Source organism: Haemophilus sp. HMSC066D02, from assembly GCF_001810545.1.
In the GTDB taxonomy this organism is placed as follows: Bacteria; Pseudomonadota; Gammaproteobacteria; order Enterobacterales; family Pasteurellaceae; genus Haemophilus_D.
This window is the reverse complement of record NZ_KV801805.1, coordinates 139,607-154,231: the sequence shown is the minus strand read 5'-3', so window position 1 is coordinate 154,231 and position 14,625 is coordinate 139,607. Positions and strand designations below refer to the sequence as shown.

General features: G+C 40.6%; 14 protein-coding genes and 1 other RNA gene. 7 read left to right on the top strand and 8 right to left on the bottom strand.

Features of this window, described 5'->3' with window-relative positions:
* Positions 1-20 precede the first annotated feature (20 nt).
* From HMPREF2750_RS03390 to HMPREF2750_RS03360, 7 genes are all read left to right on the top strand, one after another.
* Positions 21-812 carry an outer membrane protein assembly factor BamD gene (locus tag HMPREF2750_RS03390; protein ID WP_049369527.1) on the top strand — a complete coding sequence of 264 codons (792 nt, stop codon included), beginning with the start codon at positions 21-23 and terminating at the stop codon, positions 810-812.
* Between the two features lie 90 nt (positions 813-902).
* Positions 903-1,100, top strand: a non-coding RNA gene (gene ssrS / locus HMPREF2750_RS03385) — 6S RNA.
* A gap of 26 nt (positions 1,101-1,126) precedes the next feature.
* The gene (locus HMPREF2750_RS03380; RefSeq protein WP_070582566.1) at positions 1,127-1,699 is read left to right on the top strand and encodes a 5-formyltetrahydrofolate cyclo-ligase; all 573 of its coding nucleotides are present in this window, start codon (positions 1,127-1,129) and stop codon (positions 1,697-1,699) included.
* Positions 1,700-1,834: 135 nt separating this feature from the next.
* Entirely contained in the window at positions 1,835-4,405 is a 2,571-nt protein-coding gene (gene clpB, locus HMPREF2750_RS03375) for an ATP-dependent chaperone ClpB (RefSeq protein ID WP_070582565.1), read from the top strand.
* A gap of 111 nt (positions 4,406-4,516) precedes the next feature.
* On the top strand, positions 4,517-5,110 hold the full coding sequence (mog, locus tag HMPREF2750_RS03370) for a molybdopterin adenylyltransferase (protein WP_070582564.1): 594 nt from the start codon (positions 4,517-4,519) through the stop codon (positions 5,108-5,110).
* A 1-nt stretch (position 5,111) separates the two neighbouring features.
* Positions 5,112-5,450 carry a nitrogen regulatory protein P-II gene (glnB, locus tag HMPREF2750_RS03365; protein WP_005697836.1) on the top strand — a complete coding sequence of 113 codons (339 nt, stop codon included), beginning with the start codon at positions 5,112-5,114 and terminating at the stop codon, positions 5,448-5,450.
* Positions 5,450-6,490 (top strand): AI-2E family transporter, encoded by a 1,041-nt coding sequence (locus HMPREF2750_RS03360; protein WP_070582563.1) that lies wholly within the window; start codon positions 5,450-5,452, stop codon positions 6,488-6,490. The genes glnB and HMPREF2750_RS03360 overlap by 1 nt, the downstream gene beginning before the upstream one ends.
* 82 nt (positions 6,491-6,572) lie before the next feature.
* Here HMPREF2750_RS03360 and secF read toward each other — a convergent pair whose 3' ends face one another.
* The 8 genes from secF to yegQ form a co-directional block, all read right to left on the bottom strand.
* Positions 6,573-7,547 carry a protein translocase subunit SecF gene (gene secF / locus HMPREF2750_RS03355; RefSeq protein WP_005697896.1) on the bottom strand — a complete coding sequence of 325 codons (975 nt, stop codon included), beginning with the start codon at positions 7,545-7,547 and terminating at the stop codon, positions 6,573-6,575.
* A gap of 10 nt (positions 7,548-7,557) precedes the next feature.
* Positions 7,558-9,408: a protein translocase subunit SecD gene (gene secD, locus HMPREF2750_RS03350; protein ID WP_032827432.1), complete on the bottom strand. Its 1,851-nt coding sequence runs from the start codon at positions 9,406-9,408 to the stop codon at positions 7,558-7,560.
* Positions 9,409-9,431: 23 nt separating this feature from the next.
* Positions 9,432-9,722, bottom strand: a complete 291-nt coding sequence (yajC, locus tag HMPREF2750_RS03345; RefSeq protein ID WP_005695468.1) for a preprotein translocase subunit YajC — start codon at positions 9,720-9,722, stop codon at positions 9,432-9,434.
* Between the two features lie 101 nt (positions 9,723-9,823).
* Positions 9,824-10,051, bottom strand: a complete 228-nt coding sequence (locus tag HMPREF2750_RS03340) for a sulfurtransferase TusA family protein (RefSeq protein ID WP_005697892.1) — start codon at positions 10,049-10,051, stop codon at positions 9,824-9,826.
* Between the two features lie 3 nt (positions 10,052-10,054).
* On the bottom strand, positions 10,055-10,567 hold the full coding sequence (locus tag HMPREF2750_RS03335; RefSeq protein ID WP_032827434.1) for a hemerythrin domain-containing protein: 513 nt from the start codon (positions 10,565-10,567) through the stop codon (positions 10,055-10,057).
* 64 nt (positions 10,568-10,631) lie between these two features.
* Entirely contained in the window at positions 10,632-11,780 is a 1,149-nt protein-coding gene (gene tgt / locus HMPREF2750_RS03330) for a tRNA guanosine(34) transglycosylase Tgt (RefSeq protein WP_070582562.1), read from the bottom strand.
* A gap of 111 nt (positions 11,781-11,891) precedes the next feature.
* Positions 11,892-12,983 carry a tRNA preQ1(34) S-adenosylmethionine ribosyltransferase-isomerase QueA gene (gene queA / locus HMPREF2750_RS03325; protein ID WP_070582561.1) on the bottom strand — a complete coding sequence of 364 codons (1,092 nt, stop codon included), beginning with the start codon at positions 12,981-12,983 and terminating at the stop codon, positions 11,892-11,894.
* Positions 12,984-13,176: 193 nt separating this feature from the next.
* Positions 13,177-14,556 (bottom strand): prephenate-dependent tRNA uridine(34) hydroxylase TrhP, encoded by a 1,380-nt coding sequence (gene yegQ / locus HMPREF2750_RS03320; protein ID WP_070582560.1) that lies wholly within the window; start codon positions 14,554-14,556, stop codon positions 13,177-13,179.
* Positions 14,557-14,625: the final 69 nt, after the last annotated feature.

The following is a 14,625-nucleotide window of genomic DNA, read 5'->3' as shown; positions in this document are numbered from 1 at the left end:
TAAAAATTAAGGAAAAAAGAATGCGTAAAATAAAATCTCTTGCACTTATTGCATTGACCTCATTCGCGATTGCAGCTTGTAGCAGTGGTAATAAAGAAGTAGAGCAAGCTTCTGTTGATGATCTTTATGCAAAAGGGGCAGCAGCATTGCAAGAAGGAAGCTATTCTGACTCGATTCGTTATTTAAAAGCAGCAACAGAACGTTTCCCTGGTAGTACTTACCAAGAACAAGCAATGCTTGATTTAATTTATGCAAACTATAAAACACAAGATTACACAGCAACGTTGGTTACCGTAGATAACTACTTACACCAATTCCCACAAAGTCCAAACCGTGACTATGCAGTGTATATGGCGGGTTTAACAAACTTAGCAACGGCCGATAACATGATCCAAGATTTCTTTGGTATCGATCGTGCAACGCGTGAAACAACTTCAATGAAAACGGCGTTTTCTAACTTCCAAAGTTTAGTACGTGCGTTCCCAAATAGCCCATATTCACAAGATGCAGTAGCACGTATGGCGTATATTAAAGACTCATTAGCTCGTCATGAATTAGAAATTGCGAAATTCTATGCAAAACGTGATGCGTGGGTCGCGGTATCAAATCGTGTAGTGGGTATGTTACAACAATATCCGGATGCAAAAGCGACTTACGAAGGCTTATTCTTAATGAAAGAAGCTTACGACAAAATGGGTTTACAACAATTAGCAAGTCAAACTCAACAAGTCATCGATGCGAATAAAGATAAACAGTTTGCAGATGTGAAAAAACCGGAAGAGTCTGATTTAATTCAACCTGTTAAAAAATAATCCCGTCCCTTGTGGGACGTGCTTGAATAAGCAAATTATTCAAATAAAGGCTAGTCAAACTAATCAAATTGAGCTAGTATAAATTTAAAAGATTTCCTGGGGTGTTCGTGGATGGGTTATGTCCCTGAGCCGATACTTAGAACTTTATAAATCGGTTTCCCGCCATTGGTGTGTAGGCTTGACCTTTGACTTTGTCATTGGACTAAAGAAACCTAAAAATGGCCTTACCGGTTTCCTTGGACCGTCGGGTTCAAGGACTACTACTCGTAGCGGCACTCTGGGACCTTCCTTTAAAATCCATTCCTTCCAATCGAATGAAATCAACACAGCAAACGCTTCGCCATCAACTCCGTCAACAAATTCGTAAAACACGAGCAAATTTGACCGCACTTCAGCAACAACAGGCAGAAGATTCCATTACTCAGCAAGCGCTTGCATTAATTGAAGAACGAAATGCGCAGCATATTGCTTTGTATATTTCCTTTGATGGAGAAATTTCAACAGAAAAACTGATCAAAATTCTTTGGATGCAAGGCAAACAGGTTTATTTGCCTGTCTTACACCCTTTCAATCCGAATCACCTTTTGTTCTTACGCTATTTGCCTGAGACACCGATGCTGAAAAATAAATTTGGCATTTTGGAGCCCAAACTTAATGTACAAAACGTATTGCCTTTGAAAGAGTTAGATATTCTTTTTACGCCACTCGTCGCGTTTGATAAACAAGGAAATCGTCTAGGCATGGGCGGTGGTTTTTATGACCGAACTTTACAAAATTGGCGAAATTCTTCTTTTATCCCCGTGGGATTAGCTCATCAATGTCAGCAAGTCGAACAACTTCCAACAGAAGTATGGGACGTGCCACTTCATCAAATCTTAGTTGCTTAAACCTATCAAGAAGTAAAATTTGATAGAAAAAATTAAAAATTGTCGATTTTTTCTCTTGAAATACCAAAAAAGGGTCTTATCTAATTACTCATAAAGGGGATGACCCCGAGTATTTAATGCAGGAGAAGATAAGATATGAATATTGAAAAATTTACCACTAAATTCCAACAAGCACTCAGTGAAGCACAGTCATTAGCGCTTGGTAAAGATAATCAGTTTATCGAACCAGTGCATTTATTGGCCGCACTTTTAAATCAACAAGACGGTTCAATTGCACCTATTTTGACAGCAAGTGGCGTGAATGTGTCGTTATTACGTAATGAATTAAACGCAGAATTGAATAAATTGCCACAAGTGTCAGGTAACGGCGGTGACGTACAAATTTCTCGTCAATTACTCAACTTATTGAATTTATGTGACAAATTAGCACAACAAAAACAAGATAAATTTATTTCCAGTGAATTGTTCTTATTGGCAGCGCTTGAAGAGCGTGGCGCATTAAATGACATTTTGAAAAAATGTGGTGCGAAAAAAGAACAAATTTTACAAGCGATTCAACATATTCGTGGAGGAGAAAGCGTGAACGATCAAAATGCAGAAGAAAGCAGACAAGCTCTTGAAAAATATACCATTGATTTAACAGCTCGTGCTGAAAGTGGCAAACTCGACCCAGTTATTGGCCGTGATGAAGAGATTCGTCGAGCGATTCAAGTATTACAACGTCGTACCAAAAACAACCCAGTATTAATCGGTGAGCCTGGTGTTGGTAAAACTGCTATCGTGGAAGGTTTGGCACAACGTATTGTTAATGGTGAAGTACCTGAAGGCTTAAAAAACAAACGTGTACTTTCTTTAGATATGGGTGCTTTGATTGCCGGTGCGAAATACCGCGGTGAGTTTGAAGAGCGCTTAAAAGCTGTTTTAAATGAATTATCAAAAGAAGAAGGTCGCGTGATCCTCTTTATTGATGAAATTCATACCATGGTTGGTGCAGGTAAAACTGATGGTGCGATGGATGCCGGTAACTTATTAAAACCAAGTTTAGCACGTGGTGAATTACACTGTGTGGGGGCAACAACACTAGACGAATATCGTCAATATATCGAAAAAGATGCGGCACTTGAACGTCGTTTCCAAAAAGTCTTTGTGGATGAGCCAAGTGTAGAAGATACCATTGCGATCTTACGTGGTTTGAAAGAGCGTTATGAGATCCATCACCATGTAGATATTACTGACCCAGCAATCGTAGCAGCGGCAACACTTTCACATCGTTATATTTCCGATCGTCAATTGCCGGATAAAGCCATCGACTTAATCGATGAAGCTGCTTCTAGCATTCGTATGGAAATTGACTCTAAACCAGAGCCGCTCGATCGTCTTGAGCGCCGTATCATCCAATTAAAATTGGAACAACAGGCATTACAAAAAGAAGAGGACGAAGCCAGCCGTAAACGTTTAGAAATGTTAGAAAAAGAGCTTGCTGATAAAGAACGTGAATATGCCGAACTTGAAGAAGTATGGAAGTCAGAAAAAGCAGCACTCTCTGGTTCTCAACACATCAAACAAGCGTTAGATGCAGCGAAAACTGAAATGGAGCAAGCGCGTCGTGCTGGCGATTTAAGTAAAATGTCTGAGCTTCAATACGGTCGTATTCCAGAATTGGAAAAACAACTTGCTGCCGCTGAAACTGGTGAAGGCAAAGAAATGAGCCTATTACGTTATCGTGTGACTGATGAAGAAATTGCGGAAGTGCTTTCTAAAGCAACAGGTATTCCTGTTTCTAAAATGATGGAAGGCGAGAAAGAAAAACTCTTACGCATGGAAGAAGAATTGCACAAACGTGTGATCGGTCAAGAAGAAGCAGTAGATGCCGTAGCGAACGCGATTCGTCGTAGCCGTGCAGGGCTTTCTGATCCTAACCGCCCAATTGGTTCATTCTTATTCTTAGGACCAACGGGTGTAGGTAAAACCGAGCTTTGCAAAACCTTGGCGAAATTCCTCTTTGACAGTGAAGATGCGATGGTTCGTATTGATATGTCAGAGTTTATGGAAAAACACAGCGTATCTCGTTTAGTGGGTGCGCCTCCAGGCTATGTCGGCTATGAAGAAGGTGGTTACTTAACGGAAGCGGTGCGTCGTCGTCCATATTCGGTGATTTTATTGGATGAAGTGGAAAAAGCACATGCGGACGTATTCAATATCTTATTACAAGTATTGGATGATGGTCGTTTAACTGATGGTCAAGGTCGTACAGTGGACTTCCGTAACACCGTGGTGATTATGACCTCTAACTTGGGTTCTGATTTAATCCAAGGTAGCAAAGACGAAAGCTATGGTGAAATGAAAGCCTTAGTGATGTCAGTGGTGAGCCAACATTTCCGTCCGGAATTCATCAACCGTATTGACGAAACTGTGGTATTCCACCCACTTGGTAAAGATAATATCCGTGCGATTGCAAGCATCCAATTAGAACGTTTAGCAAAACGTATGGAAACTCGCGGTTACGAATTAGTGTTTACTGAAGCGTTATTAGATTTCATTGGTGAAGTGGGTTACGACCCAATTTATGGGGCGCGTCCATTAAAACGTGCAATTCAACAAGAGATCGAAAACAGCTTGGCACAACAAGTTCTATCTGGTCAATTATTACCAGGTAAAGTGGTCACAGTGGATTATGTGGATGGCAAAGTTCAAGCCAGACAATAATTTGTAAAATGAAAGCCATTTAGTGAAAGCTAAATGGCTTTTTTATGCTTTGGTAAAAGATAAAATAGGGTAGAATGACGCTGTGTATTGCGTATAAAAATGAGGAAAAAAATGACCGCACTTTTAAAAATTGGTTTGGTTTCAGTATCAGATCGTGCATCAAGTGGTGTGTATCAAGATCAAGGGATTCCAGAATTACAACAATGGTTAGAGCTAGCGTTGGTGGATCCTTTTGAAGTGGAAACGCGATTAATTCCAGATGAGCAACCATTAATCGAACAAACGCTGAAAGAATTAGTGGATGAGCACCATTGTCATTTAGTGCTCACAACGGGCGGTACAGGACCTGCAAAACGTGATGTGACACCTGATGCAACGTTAGCAGTAGCTGATCGTGAAATGCCAGGATTTGGTGAGCAAATGCGTCAAGTGAGTTTACATTTTGTGCCAACAGCAATTTTATCTCGTCAAGTTGGTGTGATTCGTAAAAACAGTCTAATCTTGAATTTACCAGGTCAGCCAAAAGCCATCAAAGAAACCTTAGAAGGCGTGAAAGATGAGCAAGGCAAGGTCTTAGTGAAAGGGATTTTTAGTGCAGTGCCTTACTGCTTGCAATTAATCGACGGTATTTATATTGATACGAAACCAGAAGTGATTGCGAGCTTCCGCCCGAAAGCCGCACGCCGTGAAAATTTGGAGAAATAAAATGAAAAAAATCGAAGCCATTATTAAGCCATTTAAATTAGATGATGTGCGTGAAAATTTATCTGATATTGGCATTAGCGGAATGACCGTGACTGAAGTCCGTGGTTTTGGTCGCCAAAAAGGGCATACAGAGCTTTATCGCGGTGCGGAATATATGGTGGATTTTCTACCTAAAGTGAAAATGGAAATTGTCGTGCCGGATGATTTACTTGAACAGTGCCTTGAAACCATTGTTGAAACTTGCCAAACAGGGAAAATCGGTGATGGGAAGATCTTTGTTTATGATGTAGAACGCGTGATCCGTGTTCGTACAGGCGAAGAAAATGAGGAAGCCATTTAGTGGAAAAAAACTTAAATTTTAACCGCACTTTAGTCGCAATGGCGGCTTTAGTGATTGTGTTTGCGGGAATTAAACTGGCGGCGGAGATTGTCGTGCCTTTTTTATTGGCATTATTTATCGCCATTATTTGTTCGCCAGTGATTAAAGCGATGACACAACGCAAAGTGCCACATGGCATCGCCATAGCCTTGTTGTTTATCTTAATTTTAATCGTATTCTTTTTCCTGGTGGGATTAATTAACAGCAGCGTGCAGGAATTCACACGCTCGATTCCTCAATATAAAGTGCTGCTTTCGGAACGTATAAATGACGTCATGGCGTTAGCTCAAAAACTGAAATTGCCGATTGTGATTTCTCGCGAAGCCATTATGGAGCATTTTGATCCAAGTGTGATCATGAACTTTGTGAGCCGTTTATTATTAAACTTTTCTGGCGTGGTGACGAATGTTTTTGTGTTGATCTTAGCGGTGATTTTTATGCTGCTTGAAGCGCCAACCATGAAGCATAAACTTGCTTTAGTTTTAAGTGATAATGAACATGATGTTGTCGCGGAAGAACATCACATCGATCGTATTTTAGATGGTGTGATTAGTTATCTTGGTGTGAAAACGGTGATTAGTCTGCTTACCGGCGTCTCGACGTGGATTTTGTTGGATGTAATGGATGTCCAATATGCGATTTTATGGGCAACCTTAAGCTTCCTATTAAATTACATTCCAAATATTGGTTCGATTATTGCAGCCGTGCCGATTGTTGTCCAAGCGTTATTGCTGAATGGATTTGGTGTGGGTATGGGCGTGACAGCTGGTATCATTGCATCAAATATTGTGATTGGTTCAATAATATTACCAAAAATGATGGGAAAAACTTTAGGGCTTTCTACCTTGGTCGTATTCTTTTCGTTGCTTTTCTGGGGATGGTTGCTCGGTACGGTCGGTATGTTACTTTCAGTGCCGCTGACAATGGCGTTTAAAATTACCTTGGAAAGCTCAGAATCAACGAAGAAATATGCGGCTTTATTAGGTGATGTAAACGACTAAAGTGCGGTCATAAAATGTCATAATTTTAGCAATAAAAAAGCCACCGTTATGGTGGCTTTCTTTTTATCTGATGTTTAATAGATTAAGGTAAATCATCTACTTCTTTATCCACTTTTGGTGGAATCATATGTTCACGGCGTAGGCCGATATCATAAGCAATCGCAATCGCGATAAAGATTGATGAATAAGTACCGAAACCGATACCAATTAATAACGCTAATGAGAAGTTATGAATTGATGGACCACCAAAGAAGAACAAGGCAATCACAACAAGAAGCGTTGTGAGAGATGTCATGATGGTTCTCGATAAGGTTTGCGTTAAGGAAATATCAATAATATCGATGGTTTCTACACGGCGAATTTTACGGAAGTTTTCACGCACACGGTCGAATACCACGATACTATCGTTGATAGAATAACCTACAACGGAAAGAATCGCCGCCACGAAGGTTAAATCCATTTCGACTTGTAATGCAGAGAATACACCGAGTGTAATCACCACGTCATGCGCAAGTGAGGCAATACCACCAAAACCTAAACGCCATTCAAAACGTGAACCCACGTAAATTAACATCATTGCCAAGGTCGCAAGGGTTGCATAAACCGCACCTTGAGCCAGCTCTTCACCGACGTTCGGGCCGACGAATTCGATACTGTTAATATGAATATTAGGGTCAATTGTTTGGAGCATGCTTTTAACGTGATCACCAATCGCAGAGTCGTTATTGTCAGCCGGTAAGCGAATCATCACGTCTTGTACAGAACCGGTTGTTTGTACAATTGGGCTTGCAATCCCGTTTTGATTTAATGTGCCACGGATTTTCTCTAAATCAGCCGGTTGTGAGAAGTGCGTATCAAATACCACACCACCGGTAAAGTCCAAGCCCCAGTTGAAGCCTTTTGTCACAATGAAGAAGAGGGAAATCGCCATTAAAATTGCGGAAAATGCATACCCTACAAATCTCACTTTCATAAATTCAGTGAGAGGGAATGGCAATTTAATCCCATTCACTTCACGGATAAAATGTCCGTTTTTATCTTTTGCAAATAATCTCATCTTATCCTACCTAAATTGATAATTTTTCAAGACGTTTACCGCCGTATAGGAAGTTCACGATAGCGCGTGTTCCGGTAATTGCTGTAAACATTGAAATTGCCACACCTAATGCAAGAGTTACCGCAAAGCCTTGAATTGGGCCGGTACCCACAGCATAAAGAATGATTGCCGTTAAAATTGTGGTTAAGTTCGCATCGAAGATAGAGGTGAATGCACCGTTATAACCTTCGTTAATGGCTTGTTGGATTGGACGACCATTACGAATCTCTTCTTTGATACGCTCAAAAATAAGTACGTTGGCATCCACCGACATCCCCAGGGTTAATACGATACCCGCAATCCCTGGCATGGTGAGTGTTGCACCTGGTAGGATAGACATCAAACCGACTAATAAAACGATATTAATCACCAATGCAAAGCTTGCGATAATACCGAAGATTTTATAGTAAATCAGCATGAAGACAATAACGGCAATTAAGCCCCAGAAGCTTGCATTGATACCTTGTTCTACGTTTTGTGCACCAAGAGAAGGACCGATTGTACGTTCTTCAACAATTTGCACTGGCGCGATTAATGCACCTGATTTTAATAACATAGAAAGGTTTTGTGCTTCTGCAGAACTGCTTACACCTGTAATTTGGAAGTTAGAACTGAAGCGACCTTGAATAGTAGCAACGTTAATCACTTCTTCACTTTTCTCTAAAATGGTTTTGCCATTTTCGTCTTTTTTACCGTTGTCTTTGTATTCTACATACAAGGTTGCCATTGGTTTTTTGTAGTATTTCTTGGTGGTTTGCGACATGATTTCGCCGCCTTCACTATCCAAGGTTACACTTACTTGTGGCGTACTGGTGTTTTGGTCTAAGCCTGAGCTTGAGTTGATGATGTGCTCACCACCTAATACAGCACGTTTGTAAAGTGCAACAGGTCTACCTTGACGGTCATATTTGATTTCTGTGTCAGAAGGCAACATGCCACGTGCTGCTGATTCAGGATTCACTAATGAATTCACAATACGGAATTCTAGTGTTGCAGTCGCCCCTAAGATTTCTTTTGCTCGCGCCGTATCTTGAACACCCGGTAATTCGATTACGATACGTTCTGCACCTTGACGTTGGATAACCGCTTCAGCTACACCTAATTCAGCGACACGTTTACGTAAAATCGTTAAGTTTTGCTCGATCGCTAAGTTACGTGATTCTGTCAATGACGCTTCAGAAAGTGCAAGATTTAAGGTGTTGTCACCAATGTCAGACACGTCTAATGTTGGGTGTAATTGACGAATAATACGCGCCGCTTTTGACATTTGATCAGCGTTTTCTAATGTGACCGTTGTACCAAATTTGTCACCGTTTTTAATTGCGGTAAATTGAATTTTTTCTTTACGTAATTCGCCACGTAATGTGTCTTGTAATTGTTCTTGACGTTTAGCCAAAGCAGAATTCATGTCCACTTCCATCAAGAAACGTACCCCACCACGTAAGTCTAAACCCCATTTCATTGGATTTGCACCAATGCTGCTTAACCAAGCCGGTGTTGCCGGTGCAAGGTTTAATGCGGTGGTGTAGTTAGTGCCAAGTTTTTCTGAAATTTTATCTTTGGCAAGAAGTTGGTCATCTGTGTTGGTGAAACGGGCTAAGATAGAGCCATTTTCAAGAACGATAGATTTAGTTGGAAGGTTATTTTCTTTTAGTACATTTTGTACTTCAGTTAATGCGGTGGTGTCTGCTTGTTGTCCGCGAGTACCGGAAATTTGCACCGCAGGATCTTCACCATAGATATTTGGAAGAGAGTATAAAGCACCAATGGCGACCACAAGGATCACCATTAGATTCTTCCATAATGGGTAACGATTTAACATAGTTTTCCCTTTAGGAATTTAAATTAGAGAGATTTTACAGAACCTTTCGGTAATACTGAAACGATGTAGTTACGGTTAATCGTGATTTCAGTGGTATCGTTTAACGCGATAACAATTTCAGCACCTTCGGTTACTTTAGTGATTTTACCAATCAAACCACCAGCGGTTAATACTTCAGTGCCTTTCGCTAATTCAGACATTAATTTTTTGTGTTCTTTATTACGTTTCGCTTGTGGGCGGTAAATCATAAAATAAAAAATTAAACCGAAGATCACGAAAATAAATAACGTGGACATTGGGCTTTGTGCTTCCATTGTGTTTTCCTTATAAATGAAAAGTTAAAAGTGTGCGTAAAATACCATAAAACGGCATTCAGTAAAAGCCGATGAAGGCAATAACAACCAGAATTTTAGGATTAATTGATTTTTTTCAAGCAAACTTCGAAGATTTGTTCGGAAAGCCAATGCTGATTCACTAATTCACATTGATTTTCTTCACAAAAAACAACAAAATTTTCCACCGCACTTTGACGATTTAATTGCAATACTAATTCATCATTTGGCGCTAAATTTGCTAAAGCCTTCTTCGCTGTTAAAAGCGGAATCGGGCAGGAAAGTGCGGTCAAATCTAATTGATATTTCATGATTTAAGCTTGGCGACGAGCAAACATAATTTTGCCCATCGCTGTCAGTTGTTCTGCTGATAAATATTGCTTACCGAGCTCAAATAACGGCTCTTCAAGAGCAATGTGTCTATCATAACTCGCCACAAACAGCGTAATCAGCCTTTCATCTACATCAGTGCGTTTCTCTGCAATCAATTCCTCTAACTGTTCAGAAAGTTTTGCCCAAGTTTCATGCAAAGTAACATGTTGGCGTTCTAATTCATCTACTGATTCTTTCGCTTGAGGCGCTTTTTCAATTAAAGCGGGAAAGAAGTCTTTTTCTTCGTCATCATGATGAAGGGGCGCCGCGTGATTAAAATACTGCAAAATGGTTTTCACATCATTTAATACAGCTTGATTCACGCCATTCTTTTCTAAATAGCCAGGAAGAATAGTGAGCTGCTTGCAAAAGCGTTTCACCTTGCTATGACAGGCATAAAGCATATCAATCGGCTCATTCCAAGTGGCAAATTGTTGAGGTTCAAGGATTTGCATAGGGTTTCCTTTGTTAAAAAGTGCGGTCAAAAAACATTTCATTTTTCTACCGCACTTTCATCAATTATGATTTATCCGCTAATTGTAATGGTGGAACAGGTTTGCCCATGCGAGCATAGAATTCCACCACAAAATCATCAAAACGATCGTCTTCGATAGCTTGACGAATTTCCGCCATTAAACGTTGATAATAGCGTAAATTGTGAATGGTATTTAAGCGCGCACCTAAAATTTCACCGCATTTATCTAAATGATATAAATACGCTTTGGTGTAGTTTTTACAGGTGTAGCAATCACATTCAGGATCTAACGGGCTAGTATCATCACGGTATTTTGCATTACGGATTTTAACAATACCATCTGTCACGAATAAATGGCCGTTACGTGCATTACGGGTTGGCATTACGCAGTCAAACATATCAATACCACGACGTACGCCTTCCACTAAATCTTCTGGTTTACCCACGCCCATTAAATAACGAGGTTTGTCAGCCGGGATTTGTGGGCAGATGTATTCTAAAATACGATGCATGTCTTCTTTGGGTTCGCCTACCGCTAAACCGCCCACCGCATAACCGTCAAAGCCAATATTCACTAAGCCTTCTAATGAGACTTTGCGTAATGCTTCAAACACGCCGCCTTGGATAATACCGAATAGCGCATTTTTATTGCCTAATTCATCAAAGCGATCGCGGCTGCGTTTTGCCCAACGAAGGGACATTTCCATGGATTTTTTCGCATAATCAAAAGTCGCTGGATAAGGCGTACATTCATCGAAAATCATCACGATGTCAGAACCCAAATCATATTGAATTTCCATGGATTTTTCAGGTGAAAGGAAAATGCGCTCACCATTAATTGGATTTTGGAATTTTACGCCTTCTTCGGTGATTTTACGTAATTTACCTAAACTAAATACTTGGAAGCCGCCACTGTCAGTCAAAATCGGACGATGCCATTGCATAAAGTCATGTAAATCACCGTGTTTACGCATCACTTCTTGACCTGGACGAAGCCATAAATGGAACGTGTTACCCAATAAAATTTCTGCACCTGTCGCACGCACTTCTTCTGGTGTCATGCCTTTTACTGTGCCATAAGTACCCACTGGCATAAATGCAGGGGTTTCTACGCTGAACGTGCCTTGAGGACGTTCAAATACCAAGCGACCACGACGTGCGCTACCGCTGGTTTTATCTAATTCATATTTCATTTTTTTCCTTAACGAATAAACAGTTCGTAGGTTGTTGTTCAATAAAAAAGCCTGTTAGTACAGGCTTCTTGATAGGTATTTTATGAGTTGGTTGAAAATAAGTCAAACCACTTATTCTAAGCCTTTCACATTGGGATTTTGGGTAATGAACATTGCATCGCCATAACTGAAAAAACGATAGCGATTTTCGACCGCACTTTTATAGGCATTCATGGTGTGGCTAAAGCCTGCAAAGGCAGACACCAACATAATCAATGTACTTTCTGGCAAGTGGAAGTTGGTAATCAACGCATCCACCACACGGAATGATTTGCCTGGGTAAATAAAAATGGACGTATCTGAAAAATAAGGTTCAATTAAATCTGGGTTGCCATTTTCTTCTGCTGATAGGGCGGCGGTTTCAACAGAACGCACGGATGTTGTGCCTACCGCAATCACACGTTTGCCCGCTTTTTTCGTTTCAATAATGGCATTGCAGACTTCTTGAGAAAGCTCCACATATTCCGCGTGCATAATGTGATCTTCAATATTTTCAACACGTACGGGTTGGAATGTACCGGCGCCCACATGCAAAGTTACAAATTCAAAATTAACGCCTTTTTCGTGTAATTTTTGTAAAAGCTCATCATCAAAATGCAAACCAGCTGTTGGTGCAGCCACTGCACCTGGCACTTTGTTATATACGGTTTGATAACATTCTTGATCCGCTTCTTCATCAGGGCGATCGATATAAGGCGGCAAAGGCATATGACCGATTTCTTGTAACACATCAAGTACATTGCGACTTTTATCCGCTAATTCCACCTCAAAAAGGGCATCTTGACGACCGACCATAATCGCTTTTACGCCATTATTTTCACCGAGCTTATCTTCACCTAAAAATAATTCAGCACCTTCTTTCGGAGCTTTTGATGAACGAATATGCGCCAAAAAATGATGTTCACTTAATACGCGTTCAACCAACACTTCAATTTTCCCGCCACTGGCTTTACGACCAAACATACGAGCAGGGATCACGCGCGTATTGTTAAAAATCAATAAATCACCTTCGTCGATTAAATCCAATACATCAGTAAAAGTGCGGTGAGAAATTTCCCCGTTTTCGCCATTGAGTTGTAGCAAACGGCAAGAAGAGCGATCTTCTTTAGGATAACGAGCGATCAGCTCATCAGGTAAGTCAAAATGAAAGTCAGAAACACGCATAATTATAAATAATGAAAGCTAAAAATGGGGCATAGTCTAGAGCTATTCGGAGGAAAGAACAAGAAAAAAAGCCCTTTCAAAAAAGTGAAAGGGCAAAATATTTGGAGTCATACTATGAGTTGTTGAATTAACAAATCAGGTATGGAGTGTATTATAGTACACTTATTAACAAATGCAACATTTTTTTAACAATTTAATTGTGTGGATTGCGCGTGTTGGTGTTGACCAAGTTACGCATTAGCAACGCATAATCAAGTTGGATATCTTGTGGCACATCTAAGAACACAAAGTGGCCATCGCCAAGTGCGGCTTCCACATTCTCGTTTTTGCGATTGAGCATTTTTTCAATTTTAAAAACGATGTTGCCTTGTGGGGTCATCATTTCTACTTCATCGCCAAGCAAGAATTTATTTTTTACCGCCACTTCAGCCATGCCTTGTTCGTTACGTTTACCGGTAAATTCACCGACAAATTGTTGGCGTTCAGAAATAGAGTAGCCGTATTCGTAATTTTGGTATTCATCGTGCGTATGACGACGTAAGAAACCCTCGGTATAACCACGATGAGCAAGGGATTCCAACGTATCCATTAAGCTTTCATCAAATGGTTTGCCCGCAGCCGCATCATCAATGGCCTTGCGGTAAACTTGTGCGGTTCTAGCACAGTAATAGAATGATTTAGTACGGCCTTCTATTTTTAAAGAATGCACACCAAGTGCGGTCAATTTTTCCACGTGTTGTACTGCACGCAGATCTTTTGAGTTCATAAAGTAAGTGCCGTGTTCATCTTCAAACGCCGTCATTTGTTCATCTGGCTTTTGTGATTCGGTGTAAAGGAAGACTTTATCTGTTACCGCACCTTCACCCAAGGTTGGTGCGACATTTTTCACTTCGATTTGTTGAGCGGGATCGATTTTCGGCACGATGTTACCCACTTCATCCGTGGTGCCTTCTTCCATTTTGTATTCCCAACGGCAAGTATTGGTACAAGTGCCTTGGTTTGGGTCGCGTTTGTTGATATAGCCTGAAAGCAAGCAACGACCAGAATACGCCATACATAACGCACCGTGTACGAAAATTTCGAGTTCGATATCTGGCACGTGTTGGCGAATTTCAGCGATTTCTTCGATTGATAATTCGCGCGATAAAATCACACGCGTTAACCCCATTTGCTTCCAGAATTTTACCGTTGCCCAGTTTACCGCATTTGCTTGTACAGAAAGATGAATATCAATATCCGGGAAGTTTTCACGCACCAACATGATTAAGCCTGGGTCAGACATAATTAAGGCATCGGGGCCCATGTCGATCACAGGTTGTAAATCTTTGATAAAGGTTTTGAGCTTGGAGTTATGCGGTGCGATGTTCACCACTACATAGAATTTTTTGCCAAGTGCATGGGCTTCATCAATCCCGATTTTTAAATTGGCATGATTAAATTCATTGTTACGTACACGTAAGCTGTAACGTGGTTGGCCTGCATAAACGGCATCTGCGCCATACGCGAAGGCGTAGCGCATATTTTTAAGGGAGCCCGCAGGGGAGAGTAATTCAGGTTTAAATGGGGTTGTCATAATGTTCTCTTGTCTGATTTCAGGTCAGTAGCTTGCTTTTGGCAAGCCGTATTAAAGGCCTGTATTTTA

Coding starts and splice junctions, on each gene's coding strand:
- HMPREF2750_RS03390 (WP_049369527.1), top strand. CDS start 21: ATGCGTAAAATAAAATCTCTTGCACTTATTGCATTGACCTCATTCGCG.
- HMPREF2750_RS03380 (WP_070582566.1), top strand. CDS start 1,127: ATGAAATCAACACAGCAAACGCTTCGCCATCAACTCCGTCAACAAATT.
- clpB (WP_070582565.1), top strand. CDS start 1,835: ATGAATATTGAAAAATTTACCACTAAATTCCAACAAGCACTCAGTGAA.
- mog (WP_070582564.1), top strand. CDS start 4,517: ATGACCGCACTTTTAAAAATTGGTTTGGTTTCAGTATCAGATCGTGCA.
- glnB (WP_005697836.1), top strand. CDS start 5,112: ATGAAAAAAATCGAAGCCATTATTAAGCCATTTAAATTAGATGATGTG.
- secF (WP_005697896.1), bottom strand. CDS start 7,547: ATGAGATTATTTGCAAAAGATAAAAACGGACATTTTATCCGTGAAGTG.
- secD (WP_032827432.1), bottom strand. CDS start 9,408: ATGTTAAATCGTTACCCATTATGGAAGAATCTAATGGTGATCCTTGTG.
- yajC (WP_005695468.1), bottom strand. CDS start 9,722: ATGGAAGCACAAAGCCCAATGTCCACGTTATTTATTTTCGTGATCTTC.
- HMPREF2750_RS03340 (WP_005697892.1), bottom strand. CDS start 10,051: ATGAAATATCAATTAGATTTGACCGCACTTTCCTGCCCGATTCCGCTT.
- HMPREF2750_RS03335 (WP_032827434.1), bottom strand. CDS start 10,567: ATGCAAATCCTTGAACCTCAACAATTTGCCACTTGGAATGAGCCGATT.
- tgt (WP_070582562.1), bottom strand. CDS start 11,780: ATGAAATATGAATTAGATAAAACCAGCGGTAGCGCACGTCGTGGTCGC.
- queA (WP_070582561.1), bottom strand. CDS start 12,983: ATGCGTGTTTCTGACTTTCATTTTGACTTACCTGATGAGCTGATCGCT.
- yegQ (WP_070582560.1), bottom strand. CDS start 14,556: ATGACAACCCCATTTAAACCTGAATTACTCTCCCCTGCGGGCTCCCTT.